Raw genomic sequence first — 16,816 nt, forward strand, 5'->3', positions numbered from 1 at the left:
GTGACATGGTTTCTGATTGCCCGGCTATTTCCGGCCCTCATGCAGAATTTGATTTAATCTCAGATAGGTATATTTAAAAATCACTCCAATTTCTTCTCATACTTATCAAAGATCAAATCAAAGCGGTCGTTGAGAATATCGGCTAAGTGGCTGTGATATTCAGGAAAATCGGGCAGGTTGTTGTGCCCACCGCCATAGATGGGAATCAGGCGCGACGATTGCGGCACTAAATTGGCGAGACGAACGCTCGACCGAAAAGGGATCAAAACATCTTTTGTACCATGAATAATGTAGATGGGGCACTTGACATATTTGATCCAAACATCAGTACGAATCGAAAATTTGAGGATGTAGGAAACAGGTAAAAAAGGCAAAAACCGAGTGGTAAGGCGCGTAAAACTATAGTAAGGCGCATCTAAAATCAGCATCTTTGGATGATTGACCGAAGCCAATTTTGTTGCAAATCCTGAGCCTAATGAACGACCGTAAATGATAATCTTTTCTTCGACGTAACCGTATTTAGAGCGCATTCGGTTGTAGATATATTGAGCGTCGTTCTTGATGCCATCTTCTGTTTGTTTCCCAACACTTTTGCCAAAACCACGGTAATCGATCATCAGTACATCGTAGCCATGCGTGGTAAAATCTTTGGCGTACTTGGACCATCCTTTGATGCTGCGCGTATTACCGTGAAAATAAATCAACAACCCGCGAGAGGCTTCTTCCTGATAAAAACGCAGGGCATTGATGCGTACATTGGGTTCAGGATCAAAAAAGAGTTCCTCAAACAGATCTTCATATTTATATTCAAAATCCTGAGGAAGTTTTTCGGGCTTAAAGATAAATCTACCTTGTATCAGATACGCAACGATACAAAGGGTGACATAAATCACCCCGATCCAAATCAAGCGTTCGGTGGTAAAAAACTCAAGCATTGGTTTTAACCCATTTTTTCTACGAAAATAGCAATAAAGAAATGAGAAGTGAGGAAGGCCGAGTGAGAATTTTATTCAGCGGCCTTGGTTTTATTTCTTTGCCCCTTGGCTTCTTTGCGTGAATAAAAGCACATACTGCTTACCTTTGTCCTGATTTCAAGTAAAATTGACCGTTTTCAACTTTTTTGCATAATTACTTACCATAACTTATTTACCTGTGAAATACCTTTTAGGCTACGACGTAGGCAGCTCGTCCGTAAAAGTTGCTTTGTTGGACATAGAAACGGGCAAAGCCCTTGCCACGGGAACATCGCCCGATCAGGAAATGGGAATGATCGCCCTTGAAGCGGGTTGGGCTGAGCAGCATCCCGACAGTTGGTGGCAAGAGGCTGTCAATGCAACGCATAAATTAAAAGCCAAATATTCCTTCGACCCTGCGTTGGTGGCAGGCATCGGCATTTCGTACCAAATGCATGGTTTGGTGGTGGTTGACAAAGATTTACGCCCTCTCCGTCCTTCCATTATCTGGTGCGACAGTCGTGCCGTTGAAATCGGAAATAATGCGATGGACGATTTAGGCTCGGAATATAGCCTGCAACATTTACTCAATTCACCGGGCAACTTTACGGCCTCCAAACTCAAATGGGTAAAAGACAAAGAACCGCAGATTTTTGAGCAAATCCGGTACTTCATGTTGCCGGGAGATTATCTGGCAATGCGTATGTCAGGTACTCCGCAAACAACCGTATCAGGGCTTTCAGAAGGAATTTTCTGGGATTTTGCCGAACAAAAAATCTCACAGAAGTTGCTTGATCTGTACGGATTTGATGCGTCGTTGATTCCGCAAGTTGTTGATACATTTTCACCGCAAAGTCAACTTTCGGCCTCGGCAGCGGCGGAATTGGGCCTTAAAGCAGGTATTCCAATTGCCTATCGCGCCGGCGATCAACCTAATAATGCGTTTTCGCTAAACGTTCTCAATCCCGGCGAAGTAGCTACTACGGCCGGTACGTCGGGCGTGGTATACGGTATCAACGCTCAGGCTACTTCCGACCCACTTTCGCGCGTGAATACCTTTGCGCACGTCAACAGTACACCCGAAGAACAACGAAACGGTGTCTTATTATGTGTCAATGGAACGGGTATTTTGAACAGTTGGGTACGTCGTTTTGCGGGTGGTATCAGTTACGACGAAATGAACCAACAGGCCGCTCAAACACCCATCGGGGCAGAAGGGCTCACCTTTTTACCCTTTGGCAACGGTGCTGAACGTGTTCTCGAAAATCGTTTGTTGGGCGGTCAGTTGGAAGGAATTAATTTTAATACGCATACATCAGCTCACGTATTCAGAGCGGCGCAGGAAGGAATTGTTTTTGCCCTTCAATACGGTTTAAAAGTGATGAAAGAAATGGGCGTGCAAACACACACCGTACGGGCAGGTCATGCCAACCTGTTTCTGAGTCCGCTTTTCCGTGAAGCGTTTGCCAATACTACCGGCGCAACCATTGAGTTGTACGACACCGACGGTGCGCAGGGAGCGGCCCGAGCGGCGGGCATCGGCACGGGTATCTATGATTTAAAATCAGCCTTTAACGGTTTGACACAGATCGCAACGGTTGAGCCGTTGGCCGATTTACAGGAAAAATACGCCAACACGTATGCCATTTGGGAAAAAGCATTGAAAAAAATATAAAAATTGCCACTTTGTCAAAGTTCAGAGCTTTGACAAAGTGGGATTTATCCCTAACTTGCAGCGTTATTTTTAGGCAATCACTCAAAAAACAACGTTTCATATGGAAGCGCATCAAGAGCAGGAAGTTCACTGGGGTTGGCTACTGGCCTTCTTTTTGGTTATAATCGTTTTGTTATTCGTATTCGGCGATCTATTCGTTGCCCTTCTCGGCACCCTCATTCAAGGGCTTATTTTTGCGGGATATTACAACGAGTTACACAAAGAAATTTAACTCACCTTTGAGTCAACGATACAAGCCGACCATGGTCGGCTTTTTTTGTGTTCGTCCGATAAATAACCTTTCCTTGGCAGTATAAGAAACTGCTGCCAATTTGCGTTTGTAATCAAATCTAAAACAGGATTTCAAATGAAAAAAGTACAGCTTTTCTTATTCATGATTTTGTTCTCTTTGCAGGTATTGGCCCAGAATAACCCTGACGCTTGCTTGGGTACGTGGCTCACGGGTTCCAAAAAAGGGCATGTTCAGATTTACAAACAGGGCGATAAATATTTCGGCAAAATTGTATGGCTTAAAGAACCCAACGACCCCACTACGGGTAAACCAAAGATGGACGTCAAAAACCCCGACGCTCAAAAACAATCACGCCCTCTTATTGGTATGATCAATCTCCGCGATTTTAAATACGACGGCGATAAAATTTGGGAAGACGGAAAAATTTATGACCCCGAAAACGGTAAAGAATACAGCTGCAAGATAAAACTCGTTAATGCCAATCAGCTTGACGTGCGCGGTTTTATCGGCGTAGCCCTCATCGGCCGCACAGACAGTTGGGTAAGAGTGAAATAATTCACAATCTTGCTCATAAATTAAAACGGAATGAACACGCTTTTTCCCATTTTCTTAAAACTTGAGCAACTCAAAGTGCTGATTGTTGGCGGTGGTTATGTAGGTTTGGAAAAACTTACGGCTGTATTGGCTAATGCCCCCCAAACCCACGTAACGCTCGTTGCTCCCGAAATAAGTACGGAGGTATACGCACTGGCCCGGCAACATCCTAATGTCGAGTTAATAGTTGATTTTTACAAACCTGATTTTTTAGAAGACAAGGACCTGGTGATCGCGGGCACCAACGACAAAGCCGTAAATCAACAGGTACAACTGGATTGTAAGGCCAAACGCGTACTTGTGAATGTAGCTGATACGCCTAACCTCTGCGATTTTTATTTAAGCTCAGTCGTTAAAAAAGGAGACTTGAAGATCGCTATTTCCACCAATGGCAAATCGCCCACCTTTGCCAAACGTTTTCGTGAAGTGTTGGAAGAGATCCTGCCCGACTCCTTGCAGGAAACATTGGATAATTTACAGCAGATCCGAAATAAGCTGAAAGGTGATTTCCAGGAAAAAATGGATAAACTGAATGAAATTACGAAAGTAATGAAGTAAGGGTAAAATTTGCAGCATTGAACTGCGGTATCGTTAAAACAGGTTGAAATTAAAAGGCTTATCCCGCAAGATCAGAAAATAGATAAGCCCGGCTAAAACCACATAACTAATGATGAGCCATTTCTTTCTCTGTTCAAATTCCCGGTGATGATGGAAGTAATCGTAATACATCGAAGCCGATAAGCCAAACACCATCAAAATGGCACACATAATAGCACAATGTGTGCGATACATAACATATTGATGCAGAAAAGGAGCTCCCATTAAAATATAAAGCAACCACATACCGAATCCCATTCGGTATAGATAAACGCTCAAACGGCGATCATTTTTAAGATCAAATAGTTTATCGTTCATATCAATAGAAGGCTGATTTTCAGTAAAATTAGTTAGTTTTGTGCTAAAAGTCAAATTCTCACAACCCTTATACGTTCTATGCCCCTGAAAGTTTTGGTGATTCGTTTTTCTTCCATTGGCGACATTATTCTGACTACTCCTGTGGTTCGTTGTCTTAAAACTCAACGCCCCGATGTGGAAATTCATTACCTAACCAAAACTTCTTATAAATACCTACTTGCTGATAATCCTTACATCGACCGTTTGCACTTGCTGGAAGGAGGAATTTGGAGCATGGTCAAAACCCTGCGGGATGAGAAATTCGACATTATCATTGATCTTCACCGCAACCTGCGCACCCTGCAACTCAAAGCGGCATTGGGTGTGGAATCGTTTAGCTTTAATAAGCTGAATTGGGAAAAATGGCTTTATGTCAACTGGAAAATTAACGCCTTACCCAACGTTCATATTGTAGATCGCTATATGAATACTGTCCAGACATTGGGCGTCGTAAACGATGACCGTGGCTTGGATTATTTTATTCCTTATCGCGACATTATTGAATCGGATTGGCTCCCGGAAAGCCACCAAAAAGGCTATGTGGCATATGCAATCGGCGGGCAGCATGAAACTAAAAAACTTCCACTCAATCGCATGATCGAATTATGCGAAAAGATCAACTTTCCAATTGTCTTATTGGGCGGCAAAGAAGATGCTGCCAACGGCGATATGATCGAGAAAGCCATTGGCAAAAGTTTCATTTACAATGCCTGCGGCAAGTGCAATTTCAATCAATCAGCTTCGCTGGTTCAACAATCCAAGCTGGTGTTCAGCCACGATACGGGTCTCATGCATGTGGCAGCGGCTTTTAAAAAGAAGATTTATTCCATTTGGGGTAATACCGTTCCGGAGTTTGGAATGTACCCCTATCAAACGCAGTTTGTCATGATCGAGAACCGTCAGCTCACCTGTCGGCCTTGCTCTAAAATCGGTTATAAACGCTGCCCAAAGGGGCATTTCAAGTGCATGAATGAACTATCGTTTGCGTTTGAGATCAAAGAACTGAAACGGCAGCGGTGGCAATGAAGATGATGCTAACCGAAAAATGTAAAACCGCGAAATGATAAACTGAAAAACCATAAAGCTGAAAAGGGGAAAGTAATGTAACCGAAAAATGTAAAACCGCGAAATGATAAACTGAAAAACCATAAAGCTGAAAAGGGGAAAGTAATGTAACCGAAAAATGTAAAACCGCGAAATGATAAACTGAAAAACCATAAAGCTGAAAAGGGGAAAGTAATGTAACCGAAAAATGTAAAACCGCGAAATGATAAACTGAAAAACCATAAAGCTGAAAAGGGGAAAGTAATGTAACCGAAAAATGTAAAACCGCGAAATGATAAACTGAAAAACCGTAAAGCTGAAAAGGGGAAAGTAATGTAACCGAAAAATGTAAAACCGCGAAATGATAAACTGAAAAACCGTAAAGCTGAAAAGGGGAAAGTAATGTAACCGAAAAATGTAAAACCGCGAAATGATAAACTGAAAAACCGTAAAGCTGAAAAGGGGAAAGTAATGTAACCGAAAAATGTAAAACCGCGAAATGATAAACTGAAAAAGGGAAAAGTATAAAATACTGTTACACAAAGATTTAGTTATTTTTTAATTTACAAATTACTCCTCAAACCTTTTTCAGTTTTACGGTTTTTCAGTTTATCATTTCGCGGTTTTTCGGTTTATCATTTTTCAGTTATAACTTAATAGTTTCTCCACCAATTTCACCACTTCTCCCAAGCCCTGCGCATCAACGGCGCTGAAGTCATCCAATTGGTCGCTATCCACATCCAATACCATGGCAACGCTTCCATCCGGAGAAAAAACAGGAAGTACGATCTCTGATTTTGACGCCGAACTACAGGCAATATGTCCCGGAAACTGTTCTACATCCGGCACAATGATGGTTTCTTTTCGGGTGTAACACGCTCCGCAAACCCCTTTATCAAATTTTATACGTGTGCAGGCAATGGGTCCCTGAAAAGGTCCGAGAACCAATTGTTGGTCTTTTTTGAGGTAAAACCCTATCCAAAAAAAGCCAAAACCCTCGCGCAATGCGGCTGAAATGTTGGCCAAATTGGCAATCAAGTCTGTTTCTCCTTCAATAAGAGCGGCAATCTGCGGGACAAGACTTTCGTACAATGCCGCACGGTCGGTCGTTTCCGGAAGATAGAGTGTTTCAGCCATAAGTGTATTTTTTTACGAATAAGAAACGTTAAACTTATTCAACCGATATTTTTAGATTTGCATTTATTCCCATCCTGATACTTACCAAATGTTCTGGCATCGCGTATCCAACTTTATACTCAAGTACCGCTTCATTCTTTTGGTAATTAGTGTAGCACTGACGGCCTTTATGGGCTATCAAGCCTCCAAAGTTCGCCTTTCTTATGAATTAGCCAAAATTTTACCCGAAAGTGATCCTGATTTTCAATTGTACGAGTCGTTCAAGGCTCGCTATGGTGAAGATGGAAATGTGTTGGTGATCGGTGTTGCAACGGATCAAATGTTTACATTACCCGTTTTTAATGATTGGTACGCACTGAATCAACGAATTAAAAAAATCAGCGGTGTCAAAGAAGTTGTATCTAATGCAGGTTTAGTCGAAATCGTTCGAAACGACAGCCTGAAACGCTTTGATTTTAAGCAAATTGTACCTCACAAGCCTGTCAATCAGGCAGAGTTGGATGCTATAAAAGCAACAATAGATCGTCTGCCTTTTTATCAGGGGTTCATCGTCAGCAATGATGGGAAAGCGCACCTCATGGCAATAACCCTTACGCAGGAAGCACTCAACGACAAAAACAGGAGCTCACTTAGTAATCAAATCAAACAGGAGGCATTGGCGTTTGGAAAAGCGCATGATCTGGAAGTGCATTTGTCAGGATTGCCCTATATACGCACCGAATTTACCGCCAAAGTGAGTCAAGAGGTGGTGTTTTTCACCATTTTGGCCGTGATCGTTACGGGTCTTATCTTACTTCTTTTCTTCCGTTCTTTTGTGGTAATGCTTATTTCGCTGGGAGTGGTATTAATTGGGGTTGTATGGAGTGTTGGTTATATGGCGCTTTTCAAGTATGAGATTACCCTGCTGACAGGCATGATACCCTCGCTTATGGTCGTGATCGGTGTTCCTAATTCCATCTTTTTAACCAATAAATACCACGAAGAATTTGGTCGGCGGCGCAACCAACGCCAAGCTTTGCAAATTGCGGCCGAAAAGATCGGGGAAACTACCTTTTGGGCCAATATTACTACTTCCATCGGCTTCGGTGTCTTTTATCTTACAGGCAGCAAACTGTTGTTGGAATTTGGCCTGATCGCTGCTTTAAGCGTGATGAGCACTTATGCCATTTGTTTGATTTTGATCACCATTCTTTACAGTTATTTAGCTGCGCCCAAAGAAAAACAACTCGTGCGACTGGAAAGTAAATACATTAGTGCTTTCCTAAAAAAAGCAGATGAATTGGTACACCACCGCCGCTCCGTTATTTATGGTACGGTAACCGGGCTGGTAATTATTTCTATCATTGGCCTGAGTCAAATCAAAGCCATTGGGTTTATCGTGGACGACTTACCCAAAAATGACCCAATTCTGGCCGATCTGGCTTTTTTTGAAAAACATTTTAAAGGTGTAATGCCTTTTGAAGTTAACATTGATACCGGCCGGCCGGGCCGGGTACTAAGCCCTCAAACGCTGACCAAGATCAAACTTCTGCAAAAAGAGTTTGCCCAATACCCTGAGTTTACCAAACCCATTTCGTTGGTGGAAGCCGCCAAATTTATTTACCAAGGGTATCGAGGCGGTGATCCGAAGTATTTTGTGTTGCCCGGCGCACTGGAACTCAATAAATTGGCTGAATATTCCGGTACAATGAAAGGCAATGATGATCGCCTGAGAAGCTTTCTTGACAGTACCCGTCGATACACTCGGGTAAGTTTTCAAATTGCGGATGCGGGTACCAAACGAATCGCGGCCTTATATGATATTCTTCAACCCAAAATTGACAGTTTGTTCAATGTTGATCCGGAAACGGGCAAACGAGTTGAAAAAGAAGAACAATATGAGGCTAAGATTACGGGAAGCAGTGTCGTATTTACCAAAGGAAATGATTATTTATTAAGCAATTTGGTCACAAGTACGCTGTTGGCCATTGCATTGATCTCCATCTTAATGGTAGTACTTTTCGGCAATTGGCGCATGATCCTGATCGCCGTAGTTCCCAGTTTTATTCCGTTAATTATTACGGCAGGAATTATGGGGTTTGCGGGAATACATCTAAAACCTTCCACTACGCTCATTTTCAGCATTGCTTTTGGGCTATCTTCCGACGGAACCATTTACTTTTTAACCAAGTACAAAGACGAGTTTCGTAATAATAAAAGAAGCGTAGCGGAAGCTATCTCGCAAACAATTCAGTTTACGGGTATAAGTATGTTTTACACAGCCATCATACTTTTTGCAGGATTTGCTATTTTTACAGCTTCTACGTTCAAAGGCACCGTCGCATTGGGAATTTTGGTCTCCATTACGTTGTTAATGGGAATGCTGTCCAATTTAATTCTGCTTCCTGCGTTTCTACTTTGGATGAATAAAAAGTTAGTCAGTAGCTGACAGTAAAAAAATACCAATGGTTAGCTTTAACAATTAACCTTCTTAAAACAATGAAAATAATTTTTAATATACTTCTCATTTTCATCTTCTTCGTGGCATTTGTCCCTCCGTTCCGGCGCTTTCTGTTTTGGATGCTGGTTGGGCGACAGTTGGTAAAAGAGCAGAAGAAAGCCAATCGAACCACTCAGCGCCGCGAAGGCGAAGTCAGAGTCGAGCAAAAGCCTTCTAACCCTGACCAATCACGGTTCCGGGGCGGTGAGTATGTAGATTATGAAGAAGTAAAAGATTAAGCGTTGGTCGTTGGTCAGCAGATTTTTTTTACTTCTCATATCCGTTGACTATCGACTGTTGACCAATAATATACATGTGGGATTGGTTCTCTGCCGAATGGTTTTCACTTGCCAAATTGCGTGCTTTCAGTTGGGCACATCCTTACTTTTTGTACGGGATATTGGTCATTCCGATTGCTTTTTGGCTCCGGCAGGCATTCCATGCAGGTGCTTTTCAACGATTGGGCATTACGTTTGTTAATTCAGATACCCCAAAAAGTATTTCGGTATGGCTCCGGCTGCTTTATCCTATTTCAGGATTTTTAGCTTTAAGTTGCCTGCTCATAGCCCTTGCCCGACCTCAATCCGTCAATATTCTCACAGAACGTGATGCTGAGGTCATTGACATTATGCTTGCGCTGGATATTTCTGAATCCATGCGCGACAAAGACCTTCCTCCCTCCCGCTTAACTTCGGCCAAAGCCGTTGCAAAATCGTTTATCGCCGGGCGCTTACAAGATCGCATCGGGCTTGTTATCTTTGCCGGTGAAGCCTTTACGCTTTGTCCTTTGACCAACGATTACGAATTGCTTTACGGTTTTCTGGATGAAGTAAATCACAAGCAAATTTCGATTGCCGGCACGGCCGTTGGCAGTGCTTTGGCAGTGTGTATAAACCGTTTACGCGAAAGCGCTTCAAAATCAAAAGTAGTGGTATTGCTAAGCGACGGCGAAAGTACGGCAGGTAATTTGGACCCAATTACTGCCGCCAAACTAGCAAAAGCTTTTGGGGTTCGGGTCTATGCGGTCGCCATTGGCCGTGCTGTACCTAAGCAGGCAGTAGCCGTTTCGGATTCACTTATACTCTCTTCTTCAGAAACAGCCCCGGATGAAGGCACCCTGCAACAGATTGCGAAAGCCACCAACGGCCGATTTTACCGGGCTACTGATAATACTGCGCTTAAAAACATTTTTTCGCAAATAGACAATCTGGAGCGGGTAAAAGTCAAAAACCGCCGTTACCAGGAAGTCAAAGACTTTTATCGCGTGTACCTTGACTGGACACTGGCTTTCTTTCTGTTAATGATGTTTCTGAAGGTTATCTTCATTGCGAACGTGTTAGAAGACTAGACGTCGTGGCATATTGGCTGCTTGCTCTGGCAATTGTGTCTCCCGCTCCATCGGGGTCGTTGGTCGCCGTTCCATAGGTTGGAATATCCTTTCCCCGAATCAACAAAAGTCCCGCTACGTGCGGTGCCGCCATAGAGGTGCCGGACAAAATTGCATAACGCCCATTGGCATACGTAGACAGGATACGCACGCCGTAGGCAGCTACATCTACCACATCGTTGCCATAATTGGAAAAACTCGCAAAACGACCGGTACTGTCTACTGCCGAAACCGTAAACACATTTGCGTGATTTACACGCCCCGGCGAAAATCCGTTGGCTAATTTACCATCATTCCCCGCCGCTATCGCAAACAAAATCCCTTTGTCCGCCGCTGCCTGTACCTGACGATCCAAGGTCGTCGAAATTCCATCCATTCCCAAACTCATATTGACCACATCGCCGGCTTTGCCGTTTTGGCTCACGTACGAAACCGCTGCCACCACACTCGAAAGACGCCCTTCTCCCACTTGGTCTAACGCTTTCAGAGCTACTAATTTCACTCCCGAAGCCACCCCTACAATGCCGATGGTATTATTAAGTGCGCCAATAATGCCCGCCACGTGCGTACCATGACCGTTGTTGTCATCGGCGGAAGTTTGCCCGCTGATAAATGACTGACTTCGTTGGGTATCAACATTCAGATCAGGGTGGTCAAGATCAACACCCGTATCTATGATCCACACGGTTTTATCCTCAAAATTTTCACCGTTACCATACCCTGTTTTTCGCGTACTCCACGTCACTGAAGCAGGCGCTACCACATCCACACAGCCACAGATCGCAACTTTACGGTCGGGTTCAATGAGTTCGATGGATTGGTCTGTTTGCAGCGTTTTCATTTCTCCTTCGGAAAGTTTTGCCACAAAACCTCGGTTTTTTCCTGAAAATGCCATTCTGATGGCACCGGAAGAAAGAGAATATTTACTGAGAAGTTGTTCGGAGAATGCGGCAATACGTGCATTGCTCGTTGTCGAAGTCAACGCCGAAGTTTCCGCGTTTTCTTTTAAGGTGACAATGTACTCGCCTTCAATTATTTCGCCACTATGAGCCGAAGCCGTCACCAAACAGTCAGCAGCCGGTTCAGGAACGCTTTCACTCTCGCAAGCCACTATCCACAATAGCCCTAAGATAAAGGTTACCTTTTTCATTATTATTCATCGTTAGTTGATTAAGAAAAAAAGGTAAAATGTAGGGCATTCGGTAAAAAAGGGAATATAAGCGTTGGATTCGATAGTTGTAACGCGCTTGGAAGGGGCAAAATTGTTTTCACTAAAATAAAATTGTCAGTACACAGTCGCACTCCTGCAACTATATACTGACAATGTGTAACAGACAATTCGACGGTTTTATTTTTTAGCTTTAGCTGCTTCTTTTTCTTTATAATCTTTGTTCAGACCTTCGATCATTTTCTTCGTTACGTCCAAGCCGGCATCAGCAAAAAGGATCCCGCCGCCTTTGCTGTAGCCAAGTACGAATTCGTAGCCGTTTTCGTTGTTGTAACGCTTGATGTATTCGAAAATGTTAGCGTAGAACTCTTCCGTTTTTTTCATACGCTCCTCGTCCAGTCTACGCAATTCTTTGTCACGGTATGCCGCAATCTCCTGCTCTTCTTTTCCCAATTGAGCCTGTGCCGTTTGCGCCTGATCCTGCGACAATGCTCCCTGCTGCGCACGTTGTTGGAAGAATGCCACTTTGTTTTGGAAAGAACGACCTTTGTTGGCCAAATCATTTTCTAACTGAAATCCTTTGCTTTCAAATTCTTTTTGAAAGTCTTTGTAGTAATCATAATTTTTGAGAAGACTATCGGCTTGTACGTATACAATTTTTTTGCCTTTCGATGCCTCCGAAACGCCCCCGCCTGCGCTGTCAGATGAATGGTGAGCGTAATGCTGGTATCCTAAAAAAACCACCGCCAAAGTCAAAACCGCATTCCAAATAAGTAGTCCGTTTTTCACAATAAAAATGTTTTAAGTTATGGTAAAAGTTAATTGTTAGTAGTAATGTGTTAATTATTATGTGTAAAGCATTGATAACCAAATTCATACTAACGGATTATCGAATAACAATTAACTTTAACTAATGAGCCGGCAAAGTTAGAAATAATACTGTACCTTTAAAAAAAAAGTCGCTTACTTGTCTGCCAAAGCAGACAAGTAAGCGACTTTTTTTAATGATCATTTATTAACGGTTTGTTATTGTTTCCACTGCAGAGCGTTGATATTTTGACCAATCTTACGTCCTTCTTTTAGGCCGGTGTCATTGTCTTGAAATGTATGAATTCCGCCCAAAAACCGTGAATAGGCTGACTCTTCCGCCGCTGCCCAAAGGGTTTTAAATGAGCGGGCTTTAAAATCCACATTACGTTTCGTATCTCGTACACGATTCACATGGGAATCGTCCACAAAGGCAAAATCGGTTCCGAAAACGGCTTCGAGTGCCACGGCCGAAGCCGACGATTGTGTAGCATGTCCGGACGGATACCCCGGAAAAGGAGGTGCCGGCCAGAAAGGTATCCATTTGGGGTCAATGGCCCGACGCACAAAGGTGTAGGGGCGTTCGTTGTTGAAGGTAAATTTACATTTCCAACACAAAGTAAACGCGTCTGCAACGGCAATTCCTGTACGAGCCAAAGCTTCTACGGCTTTGTCCAAGGTAGCATTACTGCTTTTTATGGCAATACGCGCAATGTTATAGGAATGGCCGGGAGGCGTAAACGTTTCGCTTGGATCATCTGCCCACCATACCGAGGTTTCTTTTTCAACTTGAGTTAAGCTGATATTCTTCTTATAGACATCGTAATACTGCTGAAAATACGGCGAACTGACCTCGGTAGAGATCGGGAGGGGAGGCGGCATTGGCATAGATGCATTTGCCCCTACAAACGTACGATTTTTGCCCCAGTACGGCTGCATCGGAATCGCTTTCCCGTTTTCAGTGGTTTGCCACGCGCCGGGAGCTATGACCACTTTATAATCGGCCGGAAAATTTCGATTAAATCCTTCATGTCCACCGTCGGTTTTCGACCATTCAAAAATTGCTTTTGCCACCTCATTTCCAAAGGCTTCGGAGCGCTCAATAACTTCCTGACTGCTGCTTTCCGAAAGGCTCGCTCTTAGTACTGTTGCTAATGAATCTGCTGTTTTTTTGACGGCTTCCGGAGCATTGGACCATATATTTTTGGCCATAAAAAGCTGGGCAGCGTTGGCACTGGCAGCCCAATTATATTCTTTTCCCGTTTCAGGTAAAGGAAGCGTTTTCAGTCCGTTGAGCTGTCCGGCCAATGAGCGATTTGTCTTTATGCCCGGTACCACGGCTTCATACATTGCCAATCCGGCATACCCTAACGCACGTGACGCAACAGGCGGTGTAAAACCGGGGCTTTGGCGAATCAATTTCAAGCTCATTTCAGACCACTTGAGCGCTACTTCAGCATTGTAGGTCTCTGCTCCTTTCGAAGGATCAGTGGGATTCGTCGGGTCATTTGCTGTTCGGCAACTATAAATTATAAAAGCCAATAGGACCACAATGACGGCATTGCGGCTCCCCTGATTGAATAGTTGGAGTAAATTATTTTTCATACTTAATTCTAATTAGCTTCCGGATACAAGAAGAATGTACAAAAAACGAATATCAAAAACAATGCCAACTTTAGTTATTGCCTGATAACCAACAACTAAGATACAAAAAAGACAAAAAGGGATATTTTAGCGAATAGCAGGAAATTCGCCTGAAGCATGGCGTAAACCCATTTCAACATAATGAGCGGCACTTTTCAACAAACGGCCGGCAATTGATTCGGGGAGTTGTTTTACTATTTTGCCGGGACTGCCCAGTACCATCGAAAAATCAGGAACCTCCATTCCCTCCGTTACCAATGCATGAGCTCCGATGATGCAGAATTTTCCGATCTTGGCATTGTTTAGGATAGTAGACCGCATGCCTATGAGTGATCCATCGCCTACGATAGCTCCGTGTACAATGGCTCCGTGACCTACGGTTACATCATCGCCGAGAATAGTGGGCGAGCCTGCGTCGGCGTGGAGCACGGCAGTATCCTGAATATTGGTACGGTTGCCGATGATGATTTTTTCTACGTCTGCCCGTATCACTGCTCCGTACCACACCGATACTTGTTCACCAAGCGTTACCTGCCCCATAACCGAAGCAGTAGAGGCAATAAAAACAGCCTTATGATCTACCATAAAACGACAACGATGTAGGAGTTAGCTTTGAATTGCTTCTTTGATATCGGCAATTATTTTTTTTGCTAAATGGTCAGCGGTAGAAGCCGTTTCTGATTCAGAATAGATACGAATAATGGGCTCAGTATTGGATTTACGTAAGTGTACCCATTCTTTGTTGAAATCTATCTTGACTCCATCTATCGTATTGACCGGATTTTTAGCGTATTTTTTGCCGATTTTTTCCAGTACAGCATCTACGTCTATATCCGGGGTCAGTTCAATCTTATTTTTTGAAATGTGGTAACTGGGGTATGTACGACGTAAAATAGAAGCTGATTTGCCGAATTTTGCCAAATGACTCAAAAACAGAGCGATGCCCACCAACGAGTCGCGCCCGTAATGCAGGTCCGGATAGATAACGCCCCCGTTACCTTCTCCCCCGATGACCGCATCGTTGGCTTTCATCATTTCGACCACGTTCACTTCTCCTACCGCTGACGCAAAATAAGTACCTCCGGCTTTAAGCGTTATATCACGAAGTGCTCCTGTCGACGAAAGATTGGAAACGGTATTTCCCACTTTATGCTTCAAGACATAATCTGCAATAGATACGAGTGTGTATTCTTCGCCGAAAGGTTGCCCATCTTCACAAATAAGTGCCAAACGATCAACATCCGGATCTACAACAATTCCCAGATCAAAGTCGCCCCGAGTCATTTCGCGGCTGATTTCAATCAGGTTTTCAGGAAGGGGCTCCGGGTTATGGGCAAAATCGCCGGTTGGTTCGCAATTGATGAGTTTAATATTACCTTTCTCAACCCCTAATGCTTCCAAAAGCATCGGAACGGCAATTCCTCCGGTAGAGTTAACGGCATCTACTGCAATTTTGAATTTTTTGGCAACGATAGCCGCCTTGTCTACTAAAGGCAACGCCAAAATCATGTCGATGTGTTTCTGAAAATAGGTAGTATCAACGCGATACGCCCCCAATTTCCGTACTTCAACAAAGTCAAAATCTTCACTTTCTGCCAACGCAAGTACATCTGCACCATCTTTTCCCGAAATGAATTCTCCTTCTCCATTCAGCAATTTCAAGGCATTCCACTGAATAGGATTGTGACTTGCGGTAAGAATAATTCCGCCCGATGCTTTTTCAATCGGGACGGCAATTTCAACCGTTGGTGTTGTTGACAAGCCCAGATCAATTACTTCAAAGCCAATTCCCTGTAATGTAGAAGCTACTAATTTGGCTACCATTTCGCCCGAAAGTCGGGCATCACGACCAATAACAATTTTTAAATTGGCCGGGTTTTTACGTTTTAGCCATGTTCCAAAGGCGGCCGAAAATTTTACAACGTCAATGGGCGTTAGGGAATCTCCTGTTTTCCCCCCAATCGTTCCACGAATACCGGAGATAGATTTAATTAATGCCACTTGTTTTTATGCTTTTTAACTATATGAAAACGGTTTCAAAAGTAGCAAATTTTAGGCACAATCGACTTAATGTTGTAAAATTGCCCTACTTTTACGAAGTTCGTCAACAGTGCGTTTGGTATATTACCTTATTCTGATTAGTATACTATCGTTTTTTGAAAATATTTGATCATTTTTTTTCTCCTCGAAAATGTATTAGTTAGTATTTTATTAACATCTAACTTTTATTAAGATTATGCGTAAGTGGATATTTATCATCATTTTCTTCCTTATTGTGGGGGGCATCTTATATTATATTTCTTTTGGTTCTTTCAGTGAAGGAACAAGAGTTGGTTCGTTGGTCAAACTCAGTCGGCGGGGTTATGTATTCAAAACACACGAAGGACAATTGATGGTTGGCGGTATGTCGGACGGTACAGGATCATTTAATTCCACCACCTGGGATTTTTCGGTTCATGACAGCAACAAAGAAGCGATTGACGCGCTTAATTTATCCCAAAGAATGGGGCAACGGGTATCTGTCCATTACGAAGAAAAATTCTTCCAACTCCCCTGGAATGGTGATACGAAGTACTTTGTGGTGTCGGTGGAATTGATTCCTCTTCAAAATTATCCGCGTCCTGCCGTACCTGCACCTCCGATTACCCCTGCAGATACAAGCAAAGCATTATAAACAGCATG

At 43.3% G+C, this 16,816-nt stretch carries 17 protein-coding genes; 9 read left to right on the top strand and 8 right to left on the bottom strand.

Annotated features, from left to right (window positions below):
• Positions 1-80: 80 nt before the first annotated feature.
• Positions 81-935 (bottom strand): alpha/beta hydrolase, encoded by an 855-nt coding sequence (locus ACQY73_RS15905; RefSeq protein ID WP_428667810.1) that lies wholly within the window; start codon positions 933-935, stop codon positions 81-83.
• Positions 936-1,152: 217 nt separating this feature from the next.
• On the opposite strand from ACQY73_RS15905, the gene ACQY73_RS15910 reads away from it, so the two are divergent.
• The 4 genes from ACQY73_RS15910 to ACQY73_RS15925 all read left to right on the top strand — a co-directional run bounded on the left by ACQY73_RS15910 (position 1,153) and on the right by ACQY73_RS15925 (position 4,072).
• A complete protein-coding gene (locus ACQY73_RS15910) occupies positions 1,153-2,628 on the top strand; it encodes a xylulokinase (protein WP_428667812.1) in 1,476 nt (491 codons plus the stop codon).
• Between the two features lie 100 nt (positions 2,629-2,728).
• The gene (locus tag ACQY73_RS15915) at positions 2,729-2,899 is read left to right on the top strand and encodes a hypothetical protein (RefSeq protein WP_428667814.1); all 171 of its coding nucleotides are present in this window, start codon (positions 2,729-2,731) and stop codon (positions 2,897-2,899) included.
• Positions 2,900-3,034: 135 nt separating this feature from the next.
• Positions 3,035-3,475 carry a DUF2147 domain-containing protein gene (locus tag ACQY73_RS15920; protein WP_428667816.1) on the top strand — a complete coding sequence of 147 codons (441 nt, stop codon included), beginning with the start codon at positions 3,035-3,037 and terminating at the stop codon, positions 3,473-3,475.
• Positions 3,476-3,505: 30 nt separating this feature from the next.
• Positions 3,506-4,072 carry a precorrin-2 dehydrogenase/sirohydrochlorin ferrochelatase family protein gene (locus ACQY73_RS15925; protein ID WP_428667818.1) on the top strand — a complete coding sequence of 189 codons (567 nt, stop codon included), beginning with the start codon at positions 3,506-3,508 and terminating at the stop codon, positions 4,070-4,072.
• A 33-nt stretch (positions 4,073-4,105) separates the two neighbouring features.
• Here ACQY73_RS15925 and ACQY73_RS15930 read toward each other — a convergent pair whose 3' ends face one another.
• Positions 4,106-4,429 carry a hypothetical protein gene (locus tag ACQY73_RS15930; protein ID WP_428667820.1) on the bottom strand — a complete coding sequence of 108 codons (324 nt, stop codon included), beginning with the start codon at positions 4,427-4,429 and terminating at the stop codon, positions 4,106-4,108.
• Between the two features lie 78 nt (positions 4,430-4,507).
• Between ACQY73_RS15930 and ACQY73_RS15935 the strand changes: the two genes are divergently transcribed.
• Positions 4,508-5,494 carry a glycosyltransferase family 9 protein gene (locus tag ACQY73_RS15935; protein WP_428667822.1) on the top strand — a complete coding sequence of 329 codons (987 nt, stop codon included), beginning with the start codon at positions 4,508-4,510 and terminating at the stop codon, positions 5,492-5,494.
• A gap of 660 nt (positions 5,495-6,154) precedes the next feature.
• On the opposite strand, the gene ACQY73_RS15940 is transcribed toward ACQY73_RS15935, so the two are convergent.
• Entirely contained in the window at positions 6,155-6,649 is a 495-nt protein-coding gene (locus tag ACQY73_RS15940; protein ID WP_428667824.1) for a GAF domain-containing protein, read from the bottom strand.
• Positions 6,650-6,737: 88 nt separating this feature from the next.
• Between ACQY73_RS15940 and ACQY73_RS15945 the strand changes: the two genes are divergently transcribed.
• The 3 genes from ACQY73_RS15945 (at position 6,738) to ACQY73_RS15955 (ending at position 10,476) form a co-directional block, all read left to right on the top strand.
• Positions 6,738-9,077 (top strand): efflux RND transporter permease subunit, encoded by a 2,340-nt coding sequence (locus ACQY73_RS15945; protein ID WP_428667826.1) that lies wholly within the window; start codon positions 6,738-6,740, stop codon positions 9,075-9,077.
• Between the two features lie 50 nt (positions 9,078-9,127).
• A complete protein-coding gene (locus tag ACQY73_RS15950; protein WP_428667828.1) occupies positions 9,128-9,367 on the top strand; it encodes a DUF4834 domain-containing protein in 240 nt (79 codons plus the stop codon).
• Between the two features lie 74 nt (positions 9,368-9,441).
• Positions 9,442-10,476: a vWA domain-containing protein gene (locus ACQY73_RS15955; protein ID WP_428667830.1), complete on the top strand. Its 1,035-nt coding sequence runs from the start codon at positions 9,442-9,444 to the stop codon at positions 10,474-10,476.
• Here ACQY73_RS15955 and ACQY73_RS15960 read toward each other — a convergent pair.
• The 5 genes from ACQY73_RS15960 to glmM all read right to left on the bottom strand — a co-directional run bounded on the left by ACQY73_RS15960 (position 10,451) and on the right by glmM (position 16,135).
• Complete coding sequence (locus ACQY73_RS15960; RefSeq protein WP_428667832.1) at positions 10,451-11,665, bottom strand: S8 family serine peptidase; 1,215 nt, start codon at positions 11,663-11,665, stop codon at positions 10,451-10,453. The two genes, ACQY73_RS15955 and ACQY73_RS15960, sit on opposite strands and share 26 nt — an antisense overlap.
• 198 nt (positions 11,666-11,863) lie before the next feature.
• Positions 11,864-12,472 carry an OmpH family outer membrane protein gene (locus ACQY73_RS15965; protein WP_428667834.1) on the bottom strand — a complete coding sequence of 203 codons (609 nt, stop codon included), beginning with the start codon at positions 12,470-12,472 and terminating at the stop codon, positions 11,864-11,866.
• 237 nt (positions 12,473-12,709) lie between these two features.
• Positions 12,710-14,095, bottom strand: coding sequence for a phosphatase PAP2 family protein (locus tag ACQY73_RS15970; RefSeq protein WP_428667836.1), 1,386 nt, complete (start codon positions 14,093-14,095; stop codon positions 12,710-12,712).
• A 126-nt stretch (positions 14,096-14,221) separates the two neighbouring features.
• Positions 14,222-14,719, bottom strand: a complete 498-nt coding sequence (locus tag ACQY73_RS15975; RefSeq protein ID WP_428667838.1) for a gamma carbonic anhydrase family protein — start codon at positions 14,717-14,719, stop codon at positions 14,222-14,224.
• A gap of 21 nt (positions 14,720-14,740) precedes the next feature.
• Positions 14,741-16,135, bottom strand: coding sequence for a phosphoglucosamine mutase (gene glmM / locus ACQY73_RS15980; protein ID WP_428667840.1), 1,395 nt, complete (start codon positions 16,133-16,135; stop codon positions 14,741-14,743).
• Between the two features lie 235 nt (positions 16,136-16,370).
• Between glmM and ACQY73_RS15985 the strand changes: the two genes are divergently transcribed.
• Positions 16,371-16,808, top strand: coding sequence for a hypothetical protein (locus ACQY73_RS15985; RefSeq protein WP_428667842.1), 438 nt, complete (start codon positions 16,371-16,373; stop codon positions 16,806-16,808).
• The last annotated feature ends 8 nt before the right edge of the window (positions 16,809-16,816 follow it).

It is taken from the genome of Runella sp., assembly GCF_965279615.1.
In the GTDB taxonomy this organism is placed as follows: Bacteria; Bacteroidota; Bacteroidia; order Cytophagales; family Spirosomataceae; genus Runella.

Bases quoted from the DNA above. Each gene is read 5' to 3' on its own strand.
- ACQY73_RS15940 (WP_428667824.1), bottom strand. From the start codon at position 6,649: ATGGCTGAAACACTCTATCTTCCGGAAACGACCGACCGTGCGGCATTG.
- ACQY73_RS15960 (WP_428667832.1), bottom strand. From the start codon at position 11,665: ATGAAAAAGGTAACCTTTATCTTAGGGCTATTGTGGATAGTGGCTTGC.
- ACQY73_RS15905 (WP_428667810.1), bottom strand. From the start codon at position 935: ATGCTTGAGTTTTTTACCACCGAACGCTTGATTTGGATCGGGGTGATT.
- ACQY73_RS15925 (WP_428667818.1), top strand. From the start codon at position 3,506: ATGAACACGCTTTTTCCCATTTTCTTAAAACTTGAGCAACTCAAAGTG.
- ACQY73_RS15915 (WP_428667814.1), top strand. From the start codon at position 2,729: ATGGAAGCGCATCAAGAGCAGGAAGTTCACTGGGGTTGGCTACTGGCC.
- ACQY73_RS15950 (WP_428667828.1), top strand. From the start codon at position 9,128: ATGAAAATAATTTTTAATATACTTCTCATTTTCATCTTCTTCGTGGCA.
- ACQY73_RS15975 (WP_428667838.1), bottom strand. From the start codon at position 14,719: ATGGTAGATCATAAGGCTGTTTTTATTGCCTCTACTGCTTCGGTTATG.
- ACQY73_RS15985 (WP_428667842.1), top strand. From the start codon at position 16,371: ATGCGTAAGTGGATATTTATCATCATTTTCTTCCTTATTGTGGGGGGC.
- ACQY73_RS15970 (WP_428667836.1), bottom strand. From the start codon at position 14,095: ATGAAAAATAATTTACTCCAACTATTCAATCAGGGGAGCCGCAATGCC.
- ACQY73_RS15920 (WP_428667816.1), top strand. From the start codon at position 3,035: ATGAAAAAAGTACAGCTTTTCTTATTCATGATTTTGTTCTCTTTGCAG.
- ACQY73_RS15955 (WP_428667830.1), top strand. From the start codon at position 9,442: ATGTGGGATTGGTTCTCTGCCGAATGGTTTTCACTTGCCAAATTGCGT.
- ACQY73_RS15935 (WP_428667822.1), top strand. From the start codon at position 4,508: ATGCCCCTGAAAGTTTTGGTGATTCGTTTTTCTTCCATTGGCGACATT.
- ACQY73_RS15945 (WP_428667826.1), top strand. From the start codon at position 6,738: ATGTTCTGGCATCGCGTATCCAACTTTATACTCAAGTACCGCTTCATT.
- ACQY73_RS15930 (WP_428667820.1), bottom strand. From the start codon at position 4,429: ATGAACGATAAACTATTTGATCTTAAAAATGATCGCCGTTTGAGCGTT.